At 31.1% G+C, this 19,107-nt stretch carries 14 protein-coding genes; 12 read left to right on the top strand and 2 right to left on the bottom strand.

From position 1 onward, the window contains the following. The first annotated feature begins 96 nt into the window (after positions 1-96). From Q0049_RS02875 to Q0049_RS02890, 4 genes are all read left to right on the top strand, one after another. Positions 97-2,394 (top strand): two-component regulator propeller domain-containing protein, encoded by a 2,298-nt coding sequence (locus Q0049_RS02875; RefSeq protein WP_298116372.1) that lies wholly within the window; start codon positions 97-99, stop codon positions 2,392-2,394. Between the two features lie 39 nt (positions 2,395-2,433). After that, positions 2,434-3,159, top strand: a complete 726-nt coding sequence (recO, locus tag Q0049_RS02880) for a DNA repair protein RecO (RefSeq protein WP_298116374.1) — start codon at positions 2,434-2,436, stop codon at positions 3,157-3,159. A 109-nt stretch (positions 3,160-3,268) separates the two neighbouring features. After that, positions 3,269-6,727, top strand: a complete 3,459-nt coding sequence (gene ileS / locus Q0049_RS02885; protein ID WP_298116376.1) for an isoleucine--tRNA ligase — start codon at positions 3,269-3,271, stop codon at positions 6,725-6,727. An 8-nt stretch (positions 6,728-6,735) separates the two neighbouring features. Continuing rightward, positions 6,736-7,116 carry a TraR/DksA C4-type zinc finger protein gene (locus Q0049_RS02890; RefSeq protein ID WP_298116378.1) on the top strand — a complete coding sequence of 127 codons (381 nt, stop codon included), beginning with the start codon at positions 6,736-6,738 and terminating at the stop codon, positions 7,114-7,116. A 48-nt stretch (positions 7,117-7,164) separates the two neighbouring features. Here Q0049_RS02890 and Q0049_RS02895 read toward each other — a convergent pair whose 3' ends face one another. After that, positions 7,165-8,421, bottom strand: a complete 1,257-nt coding sequence (locus Q0049_RS02895) for a hypothetical protein (protein ID WP_298116380.1) — start codon at positions 8,419-8,421, stop codon at positions 7,165-7,167. A gap of 192 nt (positions 8,422-8,613) precedes the next feature. Between Q0049_RS02895 and Q0049_RS02900 the strand changes: the two genes are divergently transcribed. Beyond that, on the top strand, positions 8,614-9,267 hold the full coding sequence (locus Q0049_RS02900; protein ID WP_298116381.1) for a lipoprotein signal peptidase: 654 nt from the start codon (positions 8,614-8,616) through the stop codon (positions 9,265-9,267). On the opposite strand, the gene Q0049_RS02905 is transcribed toward Q0049_RS02900, so the two are convergent. After that, positions 9,264-9,830 (bottom strand): 5-formyltetrahydrofolate cyclo-ligase, encoded by a 567-nt coding sequence (locus tag Q0049_RS02905; protein ID WP_298116383.1) that lies wholly within the window; start codon positions 9,828-9,830, stop codon positions 9,264-9,266. The two genes, Q0049_RS02900 and Q0049_RS02905, sit on opposite strands and share 4 nt — an antisense overlap. A gap of 112 nt (positions 9,831-9,942) precedes the next feature. Here Q0049_RS02905 and uvrC point away from each other — a divergent pair, with 112 nt between their 5' ends. The 7 genes from uvrC (at position 9,943) to Q0049_RS02940 (ending at position 19,100) form a co-directional block, all read left to right on the top strand. Further along, positions 9,943-11,739, top strand: coding sequence for an excinuclease ABC subunit UvrC (gene uvrC / locus Q0049_RS02910; RefSeq protein WP_298116385.1), 1,797 nt, complete (start codon positions 9,943-9,945; stop codon positions 11,737-11,739). A gap of 181 nt (positions 11,740-11,920) precedes the next feature. Then, entirely contained in the window at positions 11,921-14,155 is a 2,235-nt protein-coding gene (locus tag Q0049_RS02915; RefSeq protein ID WP_298116387.1) for a patatin-like phospholipase family protein, read from the top strand. 174 nt (positions 14,156-14,329) lie between these two features. Continuing rightward, positions 14,330-15,487 (top strand): homogentisate 1,2-dioxygenase, encoded by a 1,158-nt coding sequence (locus Q0049_RS02920; protein WP_298116389.1) that lies wholly within the window; start codon positions 14,330-14,332, stop codon positions 15,485-15,487. Positions 15,488-15,490: 3 nt separating this feature from the next. Continuing rightward, on the top strand, positions 15,491-15,943 hold the full coding sequence (locus Q0049_RS02925) for a CCC motif membrane protein (RefSeq protein ID WP_298116391.1): 453 nt from the start codon (positions 15,491-15,493) through the stop codon (positions 15,941-15,943). 10 nt (positions 15,944-15,953) lie between these two features. Next, positions 15,954-17,114: a 4-hydroxyphenylpyruvate dioxygenase gene (gene hppD / locus Q0049_RS02930; RefSeq protein WP_298116393.1), complete on the top strand. Its 1,161-nt coding sequence runs from the start codon at positions 15,954-15,956 to the stop codon at positions 17,112-17,114. Between the two features lie 298 nt (positions 17,115-17,412). Beyond that, positions 17,413-18,189 carry a DUF3108 domain-containing protein gene (locus tag Q0049_RS02935; RefSeq protein ID WP_298116395.1) on the top strand — a complete coding sequence of 259 codons (777 nt, stop codon included), beginning with the start codon at positions 17,413-17,415 and terminating at the stop codon, positions 18,187-18,189. After that, positions 18,186-19,100: a tryptophan 2,3-dioxygenase family protein gene (locus Q0049_RS02940; RefSeq protein ID WP_298116397.1), complete on the top strand. Its 915-nt coding sequence runs from the start codon at positions 18,186-18,188 to the stop codon at positions 19,098-19,100. The genes Q0049_RS02935 and Q0049_RS02940 overlap by 4 nt, the downstream gene beginning before the upstream one ends. The last annotated feature ends 7 nt before the right edge of the window (positions 19,101-19,107 follow it).

A 19,107-nucleotide genomic window follows, 5' to 3' on the forward strand; every position in this document is an offset into this window, starting at 1 on the left:
AAAATGCCTTCATTTTTTGAAGGCATTTTTTTTGCGAGCATATTAAACAGAAATTATTTGCGTTTATATTATATTTGTAAATATTAAAAGTTTCAAATGAAAATAATTAAGCTTAGTCTTGTTTTAGTCTTGTTTTTCCATTGTTTTACTTATTCTCAAAGTAATTCACAATGGAATGGTTATTTTTCATACAATGGAATAAAAGATATTACACAATCATCATCATCATTTTTTGCTGCTACTGAAAATGCAATTTTTTCAAAAAACACTACAACAAATGACATTTCAACTATAAATTCAATTGATGGCTTAAAAGCAGATTTAATTACCTCAATATACAGAAGTGAAGCATTTAACGTAACTTTAGTTGGAAATTCTAATGGACTTTTATCAATAATAAACTCTGATGGAACTGTAATACCAAAAAGAGGAATTATTGACGAAGTTCCTGTTTCACCTTTAATAAAAAAAATCAATAATTTTTACGAACATGATAGTAAAGTATATATTTCATGCGATTATGGAATATCGGTCTTTGATTTAAATACTTTAGAATTTGGAGATACATATTACATAGGTAATTCAGGACAAACTGTAAAAGTTTATCAAACTACAGTTTTTAATAATGAAATATATGCCGTTACTGAGATTTATGGTATGAGGAAAGCGGTTGTTACCAACCCTAATTTAGTTGACTTTAGTCAATGGTCACTTTTTGATTCAGGACAATGGAATGGAATTGCAACAATCAATAATCAATTAGTTGCATCAAACATAAATTCTGTTGCCTATAAATACAATGGTACAAACTTTATTGAATTATTAAATTTGAACCAACCATCACTTGATTTTAGAGAAAATGAAAACTATTTAATAATCACTACACAAAACCATGTTTATATTTTTAACCAAGATTTAGTTCAAATAGCAGATATTCAAACCAGTCAAATAACTGAAATTGCAGTTACATTTACTTGCGCAACTATCGTAAATGATATTGTTTATATTGGTACAAATGAAAATGGAGTTGTATCTACTTCTCTTTCTAGTCCAACTACTTTTCAATTTATAATGCCTGATGGACCATTAGAAAATAATATTTTCAGACTAAAAAAATCAACCTCTACGCTTTGGGCTCTTTATGGAAAATATTCTAGAACCTATAATCCTTATTTTCCCTCTCCTGCTCAAAAACCAATCAGTAAATTCACTTCAGAAAACGGTTGGGATTTTATACCTTATTCCGAATTATTTGGCGCAAAAGCATTGTCAAATATTGCATTACATCCTAATAATGATGAAGAGCTTTATGTAAGTTCATTTTTTTCAGGTGTTTTAAAAATAGTCGATGGAGTACCAATACAGTTATTTGATCAATCTAACACTGGTTCAAACGGATTAGAATCATTAAGTACGGCGTTTATAGATGTTAGAATTAATGGAGTTGCATTTGATAAAAACAAGAATCTTTGGATGACAAACACAAGGGTTAATAAAGGATTAAAAGTTTTAAAATCTGATGGGAATTGGCAATCTTATGATTTTTCAGAGGTTATTCCTGAGCCACATTTTGCCAGTTATGGTTTGACGGCTATCGATAAAAACAATACAAAATGGATTCCATCAATTAGAAATGGTTTGATTGCATTTAATGAAACTTTAGGTAATAAATCAATTGTCATTGAAACAGAAACCAATGGAAATCTTCCCGATATTGATGTCAGATGTGTAGCCATTGACAACCGAAATCAACTTTGGATTGGCACAGCAAGAGGATTAAGAATTATTTCAAGTGTCGACCAATTTTTATCTCAAGATGCAATTACAACACGTGATATAATAATTGAAGAAGATGGATTAGCACAAGAGTTATTTTTTCAGCAGTTTATTGTTGATATTGCCATTGATGGAGCTAATAGAAAATGGGTTTCACTTGCAGATGCAGGCGTATATTTAGTTTCGCCTAATGGTCAAGAAACTATTTATCAATTTACAAAAGACAACTCTCCATTGCCAAGTAACAATATAAATGATATTGAAATTGATGGTGTTACGGGTGAAGTTTTCTTTGCTACAGACAAAGGATTAGTTTCATTTAAAGGAACTTCTACAAAACCTCAAGACGATTTGAGTAATGTTTACGTGTATCCAAATCCTGTTCGACCTGAATTTTCAGGAACAATAAAAATTGCAGGATTAACAGATAAAGCTATTGTAAAAATTGCTGATATCGAAGGAAATTTAGTTTTTGAAACTACTTCTTCTGGTGGAACAATTGAATGGGATGGAACTGCTTTTGGTAAATATAAAGTTGCTTCAGGAGTATATATGATTTTTGTTTCTGCCGAGGATGGAATTGAAACTACGGTTAAAAAAGTTATGATTATCAGATAATAATATTTGTCAAACTGAGCGTAATCGAAGTGCTTTTTTATGCTAATTAAAACTAAAGCAATAGTAATTTCATCTATAAAACATCAAGAAAAAAGCTTGATTGTAAAATGTTTTACACAAAGCGACGGATTAAAAAGTTACTTCGTTCAAAGTGCTTATTCTGGAAAAAATCAATCCCGAGGTTTCGGGAAAAAGATTGCTTACTTTCAACCTTTAACAATTCTTGAAATTGAAGCAAATCACAAAAATAAAGGCACTTTAGAACATTTTAAAGAAATAAAATTAGCAACTGCTTATCAAACCATAAATACGGATATTGTAAAAAGCACCATCGTGATTTTCTTGTCTGAAATGCTACATCATAGCATTCAAGAAGAAGAAAAAAACGAAGATTTATTTACTTTTTTAGAAACCGCTTTAATTTGGCTTGATACTCACGAAGAAACTTCTAATTTTCATTTAATTTTACTTTTAGAAATCACAAAATTTTTAGGATTTTATCCAGATGTTTCAGAAATTGATTGGAATTTTTTCGAAATGACCGAAGGAGTTTTTTCGCCGCTTCAAGGAATAAGTTGTTTATCGGAACATGAAACGTTTTTGTTCAAAAAGCTAATCAACCTAAAATTTGACTTCAACCAAAAAGTTTTCGCGGGAATCGAACGTCAAATCCTTCTAAAAATCTTATTAGATTACTATTCTATTCACCTCGACGGATTCAAAAAACCAAAATCTTTAGACGTTTTGAAGGAAGTTTTTGCATAAAAGACAAATTTAGGCATTCTTTCTTGTACAATCACAAAAACTCATAACTCATAACTCATAACTCACAACTATTTATTACTTTCGCAAACTGATTTAAGAATACGACAAAATGAGTACAAAATTTACTGAATACAAAGGACTTGACTTACCAACAGTAGCATCAGAAGTTCTTGATTTTTGGAAGAAAAACAACGTTTTTGAACAAAGTGTAACTTCGCGTGAAGGAGCAACTCCATATGTGTTTTTTGAAGGTCCACCTTCGGCTAACGGATTACCTGGAATTCACCACGTGATGGCTCGTGCTATTAAAGATATTTTTTGTCGTTATAAAACTCAAAAAGGGTTTCAAGTAAAACGTAAAGCGGGTTGGGATACACATGGTTTACCTGTTGAACTTGGAACAGAAAAAGAATTAGGAATCACCAAAGAAGACATCGGAAAAACCATTTCTGTAGAAGAATATAACGAAGCTTGTAAACGAACAGTTATGCGTTATACCGACGTATGGAATGATTTGACCGAAAAAATGGGTTATTGGGTTGATATGGAAGATCCATATGTGACTTACAAATCCAAATACATGGAAACCGTTTGGTGGTTGTTGAAACAAATTTATAATAAAGATTTATTATACAAAGGTTACACCATTCAACCTTATTCGCCCAAAGCTGGAACAGGTTTGTCTTCGCATGAAGTTAACCAACCAGGAAGTTACAGAGACGTTACAGATACAACAGTTGTTGCCCAATTCAAGGTTTTAGAATCTGAAAATGAAAATGTATTCAATAAATTTTATAATTATATAAATTCAAACAATTTAAAACATTATAAATTTGAACAATTAGAGTTAGACGAAATTCATTTTCTTGCTTGGACGACAACGCCATGGACTTTGCCATCCAATACAGCCTTAACAGTTGGCCCAAGAATTGAATATGTTTTAGTAGAAACGTTCAATCAATATACTTATCGTCCAGTTAAAGTAATTTTGGCTAAAAATCTTGTTGGAAAACAATTTGGAAAAGGATTTTTTGCTTCAAATGAACCATCTGATTTTGAAAATTTTAAAGAAGGTGATAAAAATATTCCATATCAAATACTTGCTGAATGTAAAGGAGCTGATTTAGTTGGAATTCGTTACGAACAATTGATGAAATTGTCTTTACCATATCAAAATTCTGAAAATGCTTTTAGAGTAATTTCGGGCGATTTCGTAACTACTGAAGACGGAACAGGAATTGTACACACGGCTCCAACTTTTGGTGCAGATGATGCTAAAGTTGCCAAAGAAGCAACGCCAGAAGTGCCACCAATGTTGGTTCTTGATGAAAATGGAAATCCAGTTCCTTTGGTTGATTTACAAGGTAAATTCATTCAAGGTTTAGGAAATTATTCTGGAAAATATGTTAAAAATGAATATTACAATGATGGTGAAGCTCCAGAACGCTCTGCCGATGTTGAAATTGCTATTCAATTAAAAGAAGAAAATAAAGCTTTTAAAGTCGAGAAATACGTTCACAGTTATCCACATTGTTGGAGAACGGATAAACCAATTTTATATTATCCGTTAGATTCTTGGTTCATCAAAGTAACCGAAATTAAAGATAGAATGTTCGATTTGAACGAAACCATCAACTGGAAGCCAAAAGCAACTGGTGAAGGTCGTTTTGGGAATTGGTTGAAAAATGCCAACGATTGGAATTTGTCGCGTTCAAGATATTGGGGAATTCCATTGCCAATTTGGAGAACCGAAGATGGAACAGAAGAAATACTAATTGGTTCGGTTGAAGAATTATATGCTGAAATTGAGAAATCAATCGCAGCTGGTTTCCAAAAAGAAAATCCATTCAAAGGTTTTGAGGTTGGAAATATGAGCGATGAGAACTACGATTTGGTTGATTTACACAAAAATGTAGTTGATGATATCGTTTTGGTTTCACCATCAGGCAAATTAATGAAACGCGAAAGCGATTTAATTGATGTTTGGTTTGATTCTGGCGCGATGCCTTATGCGCAGTGGCATTATCCATTTGAAAATAAAGATTTAATTGACGAAAACAAAGCATTTCCTGCCGATTTTATTGCGGAAGGAGTTGACCAAACACGCGGTTGGTTTTATACCTTACACGCCATCGGAACGTTAGTTTTTGATAAAATTGCTTATAAAAATGTTGTTTCCAATGGTTTGGTTTTAGATAAAAACGGGCAAAAAATGTCGAAACGTCTAGGAAATGCAGTTGATCCGTTCACCACTTTGGCAGAATATGGACCAGATGCTACTCGTTGGTATATGATTTCAAATGCAAATCCTTGGGATAACTTGAAATTTGATATTGAAGGTGTTGCAGAAGTGCGTAGAAAATTCTTCGGAACATTATATAATACGTATTCGTTCTTTAGTTTATATGCCAATATCGATGGTTTCAAATATGCAGAAGCTGAAATTCCTTTAAACGAAAGACCTGAAATTGATCGTTGGATTTTGTCTGAATTGCATACTTTGATAAAAACCGTTGATGAAGCTTATGCTGATTATGAACCAACAAAAGCAGCAAGAGCAATTTCTGATTTCGTTCAGGAGAATTTGAGTAACTGGTACGTTCGTTTGTGCAGAAGAAGATTCTGGAAAGGTGAATACGGAACAGATAAAATTGCGGCTTATCAAACGCTTTATACTTGTTTGTTGAATGTGGCTAAACTTTCGGCTCCGATAGCGCCATTTTTTATGGACAAACTTTACAGAGATTTAACGCAGGCAACACATTCAGAGGAATTTGAGTCAGTACATTTGGCAAAATTTCCAATTTCGGTTGAAAACTTTGTTGATAAATCGTTAGAGAGTAAAATGATGAAAGCACAAACGGTTTCGTCATTAGTTTTATCGCTTCGTAAAAAGGAAATGATAAAAGTGCGTCAACCGTTGCAAAAGGTTATGATTCCTATACTTGATGAAAATCAACGTACTGAAATCGAGGCAGTTTCTGACCTAATAAAAGCCGAAGTGAACGTGAAAGAAATCGAACTTTTAGACGATGCATCGGGCGTTTTAGTGAAGCAAATTAAGCCAAATTTTAAGGCACTTGGACCACGTTTTGGTAAAGATATGGGATTGATTTCTAGTGAGATACAAAAATTTTCACAAGAGCAAATTAATGAAATTGACGCTAAAGGTGAACTATCGCTTGTTATTTCAGGAAATAGTATAACTTTAACATCCCAAGATGTAGAAATCACATCTCAGGATATTCCAGGTTGGTTGGTTGCAAATTCTAACGGAATTACAGTAGCTTTAGACATTACAATTTCTGAAGAACTGAAGCAAGAAGGAATTGCAAGAGAATTGGTAAACAGAATTCAAAACATAAGAAAAGATTCTGGTTTTGAAGTAACTGATAAAATTAAAGTTCAAATTCAACGTAGTGGTGAGCTTGAACAAGCAATAAAGAATAACGAAAATTATATCAAAGACGAAACATTAACAGAAGAATTAAATTTTACTGATAATATAGAAAATGGTATAGAAATTGAATTTGACGATATAAAAACAAAAATATTAATTTCAAAATAGTATAAAGCATGGTAGAAGAAGTAATGAGATACTCGGACGCTGATTTAGCAGAGTTCAAAGAAATTATCCTAGCAAAAATTGAAAAAGCACAAACCGATTTAGAATTAATCAAAAGTGCTTACATGAATGATTTAAATAATGGAACTGACGATACTTCGCCAACGTTCAAGGCATTTGAAGAAGGAAGTGAAACCATGAGTAAAGAAGCGAATTCGGCATTAGCTATTCGTCAAGAAAAATTCATTCGTGATCTAAAAAATGCACTTTTCCGTGTAGAAAACAAAACGTATGGTGTTTGTAAAGTAACCGGAAAACTAATTGGAAAAGAAAGATTAAAAATCGTTCCTCATGCAACAATGAGCATTGAAGCAAAAAATTTACAACGATAAATATCTAAATAAAAAAAAACCTCGCATTTGCGAGGTTTTTTTTATGTTCTAAAAAGTAATTTCACTTATTGGTATCAATGTAAAATCTGGACCATAATTATATTGAATAATTTTGTTAGTTCCTACAGCAATCAAATGACTATCCAGAGGAATAACATCTTTAAGATTTTCGTTATAAGTGTTTTCAAGAAGTAAATTTGAACTGTTTGAAGCATCATAAACTTTCAAACCATTAGTTCCGCAACAAACATATAAAGCACTATCTTTAATGCCTAAACCATAAGGTTGGCCAACAAAAGTTGTAGAAATTAGTGTAGGACTAGCAATATCCGTAACATCAATAACATTAATTTGATCTTCTATTGCACCGCAAGATGTTCCTCCACGGACTGTAATATAAGCAGTATTTCCAAATACAACTACAGGATCACAAGCTGTTGCATGTGAAAATCCTGAAACAAAGTACGGGTTAAACTCATCTTCAGCATTTACCGTAAACATTCCTGTGGTAGAACCTACAAACAAAGTCTCTTTTTGAATAAATAAGGTTTCTAATTCGCCTCCGCCAAACCAACCATTCATATAAATTTCCTTGTCAAAATAAGCGTTTACAGGATCAGTAATATTAAAAACATTTAATTTATAAGTATTGACAGTGTAAAGAGCATTGTTATTTATTTGAAATTTAGCATAAGAACCACCAACTCCAATTCCATTTGCACCACTTAATGGACTACTTTCAAAACCTGATGATGCATCGCTTGATAAAATTGCATATTGTTCGTCAGGAACATTTCTCATTTCGATTGTAAATCCTGTAATTATTTCGTCTTCAGTAGGATTTTGAGTGTAATCATAATAAAGTGCATCAGACGGATATATTGGATTGAAATAAAGTGAGTTTTCAACTGTTTTTACTAAAGTAATATTATTAATATTTGAAATATCAAAAACTAATAAATCAACAAAATTGTCAGCAAATAAATAATTTCCTTTTACAGAAATATCATGAACACCATCAATATTTATGAAGGCAATATTAGATGGAGAAGCAGGGTTTTGATTATTATAAACATGAACTCCTTCTTCTTGAGCAATGTAAAATAAATAGTTTTGAGCCACGTATATTTTACCATCAGAGTTGGTTTGTTTTGCAGCAACAACAGAAACACTATTTCTAATTTCTGATAATGATTTTATTACAGGAACAGCAAATTTTACTTTCTCTGAATTTGAATCGTCGTTATCGCAAGAAGCTAAAAACACTAACGATAGACAAAGTAATAATGACTTTAAAGTTTTCATAATTAATGATTTAAATCTAATCAAAAATACAATTTTTATTTATACCTATAAAAAAATTAGAAAATATTAAATAAATACTTCTCGTTAATTCTATACAAATCATTAAGAATTAGAATAATAAGTTACTTTATATTATTAAAATCTCTTTTTTTATTTGATATAATTACTATTTTTGCACACAAATCAAAAAAAATGAAACTTTATCAAGCTGTTTTTCTCATAATTTTAATTTTAATTATTGATCAATTTTCAAAAGTTTTTATTAAAACAAATTTTTTCTACGGAGAAGCATACCATGTTTTTGGTTTGGATTGGTTTCAGTTTTACTTTATTGAAAATGAAGGAATGGCTTGGGGAACGAAAATTCCTGGAGATTATGGTAAAGTAATTCTAACAGTTTTTAGAATTTTAGTAATGCCTTTCATAGGATATTGGCTTTGGGATTCAATCGAAAGAGAGAAATCAAATTTTCTTATAGTTTCAATTGCATTAATTTTTGCCGGAGCTTTAGGAAATATTATTGATTCTGTTTTTTATGGTGTTCTTTTTGATGAAAGTAATCCAGCAACAAGAAATCTTGCTGTTTTAGGTTCGGATACTCCTTACGGAACTCTTTTTCACGGAAAAGTAGTCGATATGTTTTATTTTCCTTTTATTGACAATTATCTTTTACCAACATGGGTACCAATTTGGGGTGGAGAAAGAATAACTTTTTTTAATGCAATTTTTAATGTTGCTGATTTTGCAATTTCTCTTGGAATTGGGATATTAATATTTTTTAATAAAAGAGCATTCACTCTTCCACAAAACAGTATTTCAAGAGTATTCCACAATAAATTAGACTAAGAAAAGGTATAAGTTTTATTTGGTGTAATACAAAAATCTAACTGAATATCATTTTCTGAAACATCATCAATAGTTTCTTCTGCTTCAAATAAAGACAATCCTATTTTAATAGTTTCGGGTTTGCAATTGGCTAAAAATTTATCGTAAAAACCTTTACCATAACCTACACGATTTCCTTTTACATCAAAAGCTAAAAGAGGAACAAAAACCACGTCAATTTTTGAAACAGGAACTTCTAAACCATCAATTGGCTCAGGAATGTTATAATTGTTTTTCTTAAATTTAGTATTGTCTGTGAGTAGATAATGCGTCATTTCTAAAGTTGAAAAATCACTTTTAGAAACTACAATTTCTTTGTCTTTTCCAGCTAAAATTTGAAGAATAAATTCGGTATCAATTTCTTTTTGTTCTTCAATAGTTAGAAACAAATGAAAGTAGGTTTTGTCCCAAATATCTATTGATAACAATCGATTTGCAATTGCCAAACTTTCATCTTCAATTGTCTCTTCAGATAAAGCTACTCTTAACTCTTTGTACTTTTTTCTTAACTCTTTTTTATTCATTTAGTAAAAGTAAAAAACTCTATTTGTTTTGTGTGGAATTTAAAGTTAAATTTGTTTGAAGATAATTTACAAAATCTGTTTTCTTTATTCTTTGCTCTATTTTCTTAAAACAATGAACAACCCATCTTTAGAACTTCAAATACAAACGTTACCCGATAATCCCGGAGTGTATCAGTATTACGATAAAGAAGGTAAAATTCTATATGTCGGAAAAGCAAAAAACCTCAAAAAAAGAGTTTCTTCTTATTTCAATAAAGTACACGATAACGGGAAAACCAATGTACTGGTTCGCAAAATTGAAACCATCAAACACATTGTAGTTTCAAGTGAGCAAGATGCGCTTTTGTTGGAAAATAATTTGATTAAAAAACTCCAACCGCGTTATAATGTCTTATTGCGTGACGACAAAACTTATCCTTGGATTTGCATCAAAAAAGAACCCTTTTCTCGGATATTTCCAACACGTAGAATGATAAAAGACGGTTCTGAATATTTTGGACCTTATACCAATTTCAAAACCGTAAATACCATTTTAGATTTAGTAAAAGAGTTGTATTCACTTCGAACGTGTAACTATGACTTAACCGAAAATAACATTGAAAAAGGAAAATACAAAGTTTGCTTAGAATTTCATATTGGCAATTGCAAAGGCGGTTGTGAAGGTTATGAATTATTGGAGAATTACCAAAAACAAGTCGATGCTATTCGTGAAATATTGAAAGGAAATTTCAAAGAGAGTTTGAAAGATTTCAAAATTAAAATGCACGAGTTTGCCGCCAGTATGCAATTTGAAGAAGCGCAAAAAGTTAAAGAAAAAATCGAAGTTCTCGAAAATTATCAATCGCGTTCCACAGTTTTAAACCCAAAAATTTCCAATATCGATGTGTTTTCAATTGTTTCCGACGAAACGATGGCGTATGTCAACTTTTTACAAATCGCTCATGGCGCAATCATCCGTTCGCATACTTTAGAATTAAAAAAGAAATTAGACGAAACCGACGAAGAACTTCTGGAATTGGCAGTTGTTGAACTTCGAGAGCGTTTTCATTTGACTACAAAAGAAATTGTTTTGCCGTTTCCACTTGATTTTGGCGATAAAATAAAAATTACAGTTCCGCAATTAGGCGACAAAAAACAAATTTTAGAACTGTCAGAACGAAATGCTAAATATTACCGATTAGAACAATTGAAACAAATTCAAATTGTCGATCCAGAACGTCATACTAATCGAATTATGGCGCAAATGCAAAAAGATTTACGCCTTTCTGTCGAGCCACGACATATCGAATGTTTTGATAATTCTAATATTCAAGGAACTAATCCTGTTGCGGCTTGCGTGGTTTTTAAAGACGGAAAACCATCTAAAAAAGATTATCGTCATTTCAATATAAAAACGGTGGAAGGACCAAATGATTTTGCCTCCATGGAAGAAGTCGTTTACCGAAGATACAAACGATTATTAGACGAAAACCAACCGTTGCCACAATTAATAATTATTGATGGAGGAAAAGGACAACTTTCATCAGCATTAAAAAGCATCGACGATTTAGGTTTACGAGGAAAAATTGCCATCATCGGAATTGCAAAACGATTAGAAGAACTTTTCTATCCTGGCGATTCAGTTCCTTTATATCTCGATAAAAAATCGGAAACACTAAAAGTTATTCAGTTTTTACGAAACGAGGCGCATCGATTCGGAATCACATTTCATCGTGACAAACGAAGTAAGTCTGCCTTAAATTCCTCCATAGAAACCATTCCCGGAATAGGCGAAAAAACCATGCTCACGTTAATAAAACATTTCAAAAGTGTTAAAAGACTGAAATTAGCTACAGAAAAAGAAATTTCTGAGGTTGTTGGTGTATCAAAAGCCAAAAAAATTTCCGACTTTTACAAGGAAAACAACTAATTATAATTTGAAGCGAATGTTGAAGCAATTTTTGCAATCTATTTTCCTGCTTTCGCCTTTATCTTTTTTTTGCAAAAAAAGGATATCGTCTTTATCAGGGCTAAATAGCAATTGCCTTTTGCAAAATTCAATTTTCAAAACATGCAACTTTCACACTGTCCCGAAACTTCGGGAGTTCGAAGTGCCAAAACTCGCAATCCGCAATCCGCAATTCGCAACTTTTTTATTAATAATTTCCATTTTCCATTTTCCATCTTCGGTATTTTCACAAGACACAATTAAAAAACCAAAAATTGGTCTAGTATTAAGTGGTGGTGGCGCAAAAGGGTTTGCTCACATTGGAGTTTTAAAAGTATTAGAACAAGCAGGAGTTAAAATCGATTATGTTGGCGGAACAAGTATGGGTGCAGTTGTTGGAGGATTATATGCTTCGGGTTACAATGCATCTCAAATAGATTCTATTTTTCACGACACAAATTTTGATGAATTATTAAAAGATTATATTCCTCGAACTTCAAAAAGTTTTTATGAAAAAAGGAATGACGAACTTTATGCCATTTCGTTACCATTAAAAAAGTTTAGTATTGGTGTTCCCATAGCTTTATCTAAAGGAATGTACAATTATAATTTACTAACAAAACTCACTAATAACGTTAGACATATTAGAGATTTTAATAAACTCCCAATTCCTTTTGTTTGTATAGCTACAGATATTGAAACCGGAAAAGAAGTAATTCTTAATGAAGGATATTTACCTCAAGCATTGTTGGCAAGTTCAGCATTTCCAACTCTTTTTTCTCCTGTAGAATTGAATGGAAAAATGCTCATTGATGGCGGTGTTTCAAATAATTATCCTGTTGAAGAAATTAGACGAATGGGCGCAGATATTGTCATTGGTGTTGATGTTCAAGACGATTTAAAAGACAGAAATTCACTTAGAGAAGCAACTCGAATTTTAGTTCAAATTTCAAATCTTCAAATGATTGAAAGTATGAAATCTAAAATCGAAAAAACAGATATCTACATAAAACCTGACATCACAAATTATTCTGTCATTTCATTCGACCAAGGAAAAGAAATAATTAAAAAAGGAGAAGAAGCTGCTTTTGCAGTTTATGAAAAGATAAAAAAATATGGTGATTCTAGTAACTACATAAAAAACAATAAAAGAAGTGTTGTTGATAGTCTTTACATCAATAAAATAAGCATCAATAACTTAAATAATTATACAAGAGCTTATGTCATTGGAAAACTTGGTTTTAAACAAGATCAAAAAATTGATTATAAACAACTTAGTAAAGGAATTGATAAATTAAATGCTACACAAAATTTTAGCTCACTTACTTATTCAATTAATAAAGCTAAAAGTGGAGATGAGTTGTTGCTCAATTTATCTGAAAGTAACAATAAAGCTTTCTTAAAATTTGGCTTACATTATGATGGATTGTACAAAAGCGCAATTTTAGTTAATCTTACTCAAAAAAAATCATTATTTAAAAACGATGTACTTTCTCTCGATTTAGGTTTTGGTGACAATATTAGATATAATCTTGACTATTATATTGACAATGGATTTTATTTTAGCTTTGGTTTCAAATCAAGATACAATCATTTCAATAGAAACGTTTTTACAGATTTTAACAACGGCGAATTATTTGATGAATACAATATCAGTTCATTGAATGTTGACTATTCAGATTTTACACATCAAATATATGTTCAAACAATTTTTGCCCAAAAATTTCTTATTGGAGCAGGTTTAGAATTAAAACATCTTAAAATTGACTCTAAAACTATTGAAGAATCATCTAAAGAATTTGAAAACAGCAATTATTCTAGTGTCTTCGGATATTTAAAATATGATTCATTTGACAATAAATATTTTCCAAAAAAAGGTTGGTCATTCAATGGCGATATTCAATCCTACTTGAATTCGACTGATTATACAAATGAATTTAATCGATTTACCATTTTAAAAGGAGATGCTCAAATTACAAGAACATTTTATAAAAAATTCAATGTAAAAATTCAAAGTGATGCAGGAATGGCTATTGGTGAAGATAGTGTTTCTTTTTTAGATTTTGTTCTTGGCGGTTATGGTTTCAATACTATAAATAACTTCAAGCATTTTTATGGTTATGATTTTTTGAGCATTGCAGCAGATAGCTATATAAAAGTGTCAACTACAGTAGATTTAGAATTTTATAAAAAAAATCACATTAATTTTTCTGCAAATTTTGCTAACGTTGAAAATAAATTATTTAGTACAGGAAATTGGCTTTCTACACCAAGATATACAGGATATGCAGTTGGATATGCAATGGAAACAATCATTGGACCAATAGAACTCAAGTATTCTTGGTCGCCAGAATTGCCTAAAGGATATACTTGGGCAAGTATTGGTTTTTGGTTTTAGTTTAAATAAATATTTTTTCCGATATTTGTTAAATGAAAAAATGGGACAACTTATTAATCCATTTAAAATTCCTCATCAAGAGAAATCCTGAGTGAGTAAAATTCTTTTTGTGTTGTAACTAAAGTCAAAGGAAACTTTAAACTTTTAAACTTTAAACTTTTAAACTAAAAAGAAATGCCATTTTATCACAAACTTGGAAATATTCCACCTAAACGTCATACACAATTCCGAAAACCAAACGGAGATTTGTATTATGAACAACTTTTTGGAACTGTTGGTTTTGACGGAATGTCAACCAATTCCTATCATGAGCAACGACCAACGCAAGTAAAAGAAATTAGATCGCAATATAGCGTTGCGCCAACAATTGCTAAATCAAATAATATCCAATCTTACAAATTAAGAGGTTTTGAAGTAGCGCCAGTTGATGATTTTTTAGAAAGCCGAAAAATTGTTTTAACTAATTCAGATTGTCACATTGTTTTAGCTGCTCCAAGAAAATCAACAACCGATTATTTTTATAAAAATACCGATTCTGACGAAATGATTTTTATTCATCAAGGATCAGGAAAACTAAGAACTATTTATGGTAATCTTGATTTTAAATATGGAGATTATCTAATTATTCCTCGAGGAATTATATACAAAATCGATTTTGATACTGAAGATAATCGATTGTTTATTGTAGAATCGCATTCGCCAATTTACACACCAAAACAATACAGAAATTGGTTTGGACAATTGTTAGAACATTCACCATTTTGTGAAAGAGATATCCGTCGTCCGTATGAATTAGAAACCAATAATGAATTTGGAGATTTCATAATTAAAGTAAAAAAGAAAGACGAAATTTTCGAAATGGTATATGCAACTCATCCATTTGATGTTGTGGGTTACGACGGGTTTAATTATCCTTATGCACTTTCTATTCATGATTTTGAACCTATAACTGGACGCATTCATCAACCACCACCAGTTCATCAAACTTTTGAGACAAAAGCATTCGTAGTTTGCTCATTTGTTCCAAGACTTTACGATTATCACCCATTAGCAATTCCAGCGCCATACAATCATAGTAATATAGATTCTGACGAAGTTTTGTATTATGTTGATGGTGATTTTATGAGTAGGAATGATATTAAACAAGGAAATATTTCGCTTCATCCTGCAGGAATTCCGCATGGTCCACATCCTGGCGCAGCCGAAAGAAGTATCGGGAAAAAAGAAACACTTGAGTTAGCAGTAATGGTAGATACTTTTAAACCTTTAATGGTAACTGAGGAAGCTATGAAAATTGCAGATAACAACTATTTTCAATCTTGGTTAGAATAACTTATGATAATAAAAAGTAAACTCTCTGCCGATCCGTTGGCTTTGATATTAGGTATAATAAGTTTGGTAATAATTCTTTTTGGGTGTTGTTGTGGAATTTTAGCAGTAGTTTCTTTAATATTAAGCATTATTGGATTAGTTTCTGCAAGTAATAGTTTGAAAGAATATTATTCAAATCCTGAGGTATATTCCCTTCAAAGTAAACAAAATGTATATGCAGCTAAGATAATTTGTATTATCGGTACAATAATTAGCGCGCTCTTTATTTTAGCTTTTGCATTTGTGTTTTTTATTTATCAAATAAGCATATCTGACGTATTTAAAGAAAAAATTGAAGAAATAAATAATAGAAAAGTAAACGATTCATTGTTTTATAATGAATCAATAAATGAATATAATACTAATGATTCCATTTACAAAGATTCAACTTATGTTGATACAGTAAGTTGGAAATAAATTAATAATTATGGCAAAAGATGTAAAATCCGTTGATTACGGACTAGAAAAAATATTTAGTGGAGCAAAAGATTTCCTTCCACTATTAGGAACAGATTATGTTGAATTTTACGTAGGAAACGCAAAACAATCAGCACATTATTACAAAACAGCTTTCGGTTTTCAATCTCATGCTTATAGAGGTTTAGAAACAGGTTCAAAAGATTCAGTAAGCTATGTTTTGAAACAAGACAAAATACGTTTAGTTTTAACAACACCGTTAAATAGTAGTTCGCCAATTAATGATCATTTGCGTAAACATGGTGATGGCGTAAAAGTAATAGCTCTTTGGGTAGAAGACGCGAAATCTGCTTGGGAAGAAACTACTAAACGCGGTGCAAAATCATTTATGGAACCTACGGTTGAAAAAGACGAACATGGAGAAGTAGTTCGTTCAGGAATTTATACATATGGAGAAACGGTTCACATATTTGTAGAAAGAAAAAATTATAATGGAGCGTTTTTACCAGGTTTTGTTGAATGGAAATCAGAGTATAATCCAGAACCATTAGGGTTAAAATATGTGGATCACATGGTAGGAAATGTGGGTTGGGGACAAATGAATCAATGGGTAAAATGGTATGAAGACGTTATGGGATTTGAAAATTTCCTTTCGTTTGATGATACTCAAATTCATACAGAATATTCTGCTTTAATGAGTAAAGTAATGAGTAATGGAAATGGAAGGATTAAATTCCCAATTAACGAACCAGCAAAAGGAAACAAAAAATCACAAATTGAAGAATATTTAGATTTTTACGAAGATTCTGGTGTGCAGCATCTTGCTGTTGCAACAGATGATATTATAAAAACCGTTGCTGGATTAAAAGCTCGCGGAGTTGAATTTCTTCCACCACCACCACAAGCTTACTATGATGATATTCCAAATAGATTAGGCGTTCACAAAGATATGATGAAAGAAGACATTAAAGAATTACAAAAACTTTCCATTTTGGTTGATGCTGATGAAGACGGTTATCTTTTACAAATATTCACAAAACCAGTTGAAGATCGACCAACATTATTTTTTGAAATAATTCAAAGAATGGGTGCAACAGGATTTGGAGCTGGTAATTTTAAAGCACTTTTTGAGTCAATAGAAAGAGAACAAGCTTTGAGAGGAACGTTATAAAAGTTAAAGTTTATTAAACAATCATCAAATTACAACGTTATAGTAGTGTTGTTTTTGACAAATAAATGTTAAAGTTTGTTTTTTGTTGAGAATAATTCAAAAAGCGTTATATATTTGCACTCACAAAACGAAAGGGAGTGGTTTCCTGATTAGTTTTATATAAGTTTTTCATAATTTATAGTTTTTTGGTTGGTTAATAGCATAAAAACTCCGTCAATATTTGACGGAGTTTTTTTGTTTTAATACATTTGGAACAAAAATTGTATTACAGTATAAAAATCGATTAAATTATTTAAAAATGAAAAAGATTATTCTGGTTGCTTTACTTTTTATAACTGTAAGTTTCGATACTCAAAAACAACCAGCATTTGACGTTGGCGAATGGTTCAAGTTTAGAATTCATTATGGACTTGTAACAGCAGGTTATGCAACTGTAGAAGTTAAAGAAGCTGTTAGAAACAATAAAAAAGTTTTTCATGCCGTTGGAAAAGGTTATACAACAGGCATGACAAAATTCTTCTTTAAAGTTGATGATACTTATGAGTCTTATTTTGATAAAGTTACAGGAAAACCATTTCAGTTTGTGAGAAAAATTGACGAAGGTGGTTATACAAAAAATCAAGAAGGTTTTTTTAATCAAGATAAAAATACTATCTTAGTAAAAGATTATAAAAAGAAAACAGAAAAAACATTTACAACATCAGAAAATGTTCAAGATATTCTTTCAACGTTCTATTATTTAAGAAATCATCCTAATGTTGATAAATTAAAAGTTGGTGAATCAATAGCAATTGATATGTTTTTTGATGATGAATCAACAAAATTTAAATTAAAATTCATTGGTAGAGAAGATGTAAAATCTAAATTTGGTACAGTTTCTTGTATGATTTTTAGACCTCTTGTTCAATCAGGAAGAGTTTTTAAAGAAGAAGAAAGTGTTACAGTTTGGATAACTGACGATGAAAACAAATTGCCAATAAGAATCAAAGCAAGTTTAGCTGTTGGTTCACTAAAAGCAGATTTAGAATCTTTTAAAGGATTAAACAATCCATTCATGGTAAAATCAAAAAAATGAGTCAAGAAACAAATTCTATAATTAAAGAATTAGATAAAAAATTTGATGCAATAAATCAAAATACAAATACACATTTAGAAGGCTTGCTTTGGGCAAAACCAATAACCTACTGGGATTATATTCAAACAGATGCATTGTTAAATCTTCAAACGCAACGAACAACTTTGCCTGATGAAATGGTTTTTGTTATGTACCATCAAGTTAACGAATTGTTGTTTAAAATGATTCTTTGGGAAATTAAACAAGTTTGTCATTGCGAAAAACCAGAAACTAAGTTTTTCACAGAAAGATTGACCCGAATTTCTCGTTATTTTGATATGCTAACAACTTCATTCGATATCATGGGAGATGGAATGGAAATTGAGCAATACATGAAATTTCGAAACACACTTACTCCTGCAAGTGGTTTTCAATCAGCTCAATACCGCATGATTGAGTTCTCTTCTACAGATTTAATTAACTTAATCGATTATCGTTTTAGAGCAACAATTGATAGAAATACTCCTTATTCGCATGCTTTTGAGCATTTGTATTGGCAAGCAGCAGGAAAAGACCATGCAACAGGAAAAAAATCGTATTTAATTCTTGAATTTGAAAGAAAATATAAAGATGAGTTTTTACGTTATATGGAAGAATATAACACCATTAATATTTGGCAAAAATTCAAACAATTGCCTGAGAATGACCAAAAAAATTCTGATTTAGTTGCTGCAATGCGTCACTATGATAAAACAGTAAACATCACTTGGGTTATGGGACATTTGAATGCTGCAAGAAAATATATTGGAGATGGAGATGCGACAGGTGGAAGTGATTGGAAAAAATACATGCATCCAAAATACCAAAGAAGAATATTTTTTCCCGAACTTTGGAGTGAAGACGAATTAAAAAGTTGGGGAGAAGATTGTTAAAATAAAT

Origin of the sequence: Flavobacterium sp. (genome assembly GCF_027484205.1) — a bacterium.
Classification (GTDB): domain Bacteria; phylum Bacteroidota; class Bacteroidia; order Flavobacteriales; family Flavobacteriaceae; genus Flavobacterium.

Excerpts from the sequence above, each read along its gene's own strand:
- Q0049_RS02875 (WP_298116372.1), top strand. The coding sequence starts at position 97 with ATGAAAATAATTAAGCTTAGTCTTGTTTTAGTCTTGTTTTTCCATTGT.
- recO (WP_298116374.1), top strand. The coding sequence starts at position 2,434 with ATGCTAATTAAAACTAAAGCAATAGTAATTTCATCTATAAAACATCAA.
- ileS (WP_298116376.1), top strand. The coding sequence starts at position 3,269 with ATGAGTACAAAATTTACTGAATACAAAGGACTTGACTTACCAACAGTA.
- Q0049_RS02890 (WP_298116378.1), top strand. The coding sequence starts at position 6,736 with ATGGTAGAAGAAGTAATGAGATACTCGGACGCTGATTTAGCAGAGTTC.
- Q0049_RS02895 (WP_298116380.1), bottom strand. The coding sequence starts at position 8,421 with ATGAAAACTTTAAAGTCATTATTACTTTGTCTATCGTTAGTGTTTTTA.
- Q0049_RS02900 (WP_298116381.1), top strand. The coding sequence starts at position 8,614 with ATGAAACTTTATCAAGCTGTTTTTCTCATAATTTTAATTTTAATTATT.
- Q0049_RS02905 (WP_298116383.1), bottom strand. The coding sequence starts at position 9,830 with ATGAATAAAAAAGAGTTAAGAAAAAAGTACAAAGAGTTAAGAGTAGCT.
- uvrC (WP_298116385.1), top strand. The coding sequence starts at position 9,943 with ATGAACAACCCATCTTTAGAACTTCAAATACAAACGTTACCCGATAAT.
- Q0049_RS02920 (WP_298116389.1), top strand. The coding sequence starts at position 14,330 with ATGCCATTTTATCACAAACTTGGAAATATTCCACCTAAACGTCATACA.
- Q0049_RS02925 (WP_298116391.1), top strand. The coding sequence starts at position 15,491 with ATGATAATAAAAAGTAAACTCTCTGCCGATCCGTTGGCTTTGATATTA.
- hppD (WP_298116393.1), top strand. The coding sequence starts at position 15,954 with ATGGCAAAAGATGTAAAATCCGTTGATTACGGACTAGAAAAAATATTT.
- Q0049_RS02935 (WP_298116395.1), top strand. The coding sequence starts at position 17,413 with ATGAAAAAGATTATTCTGGTTGCTTTACTTTTTATAACTGTAAGTTTC.
- Q0049_RS02940 (WP_298116397.1), top strand. The coding sequence starts at position 18,186 with ATGAGTCAAGAAACAAATTCTATAATTAAAGAATTAGATAAAAAATTT.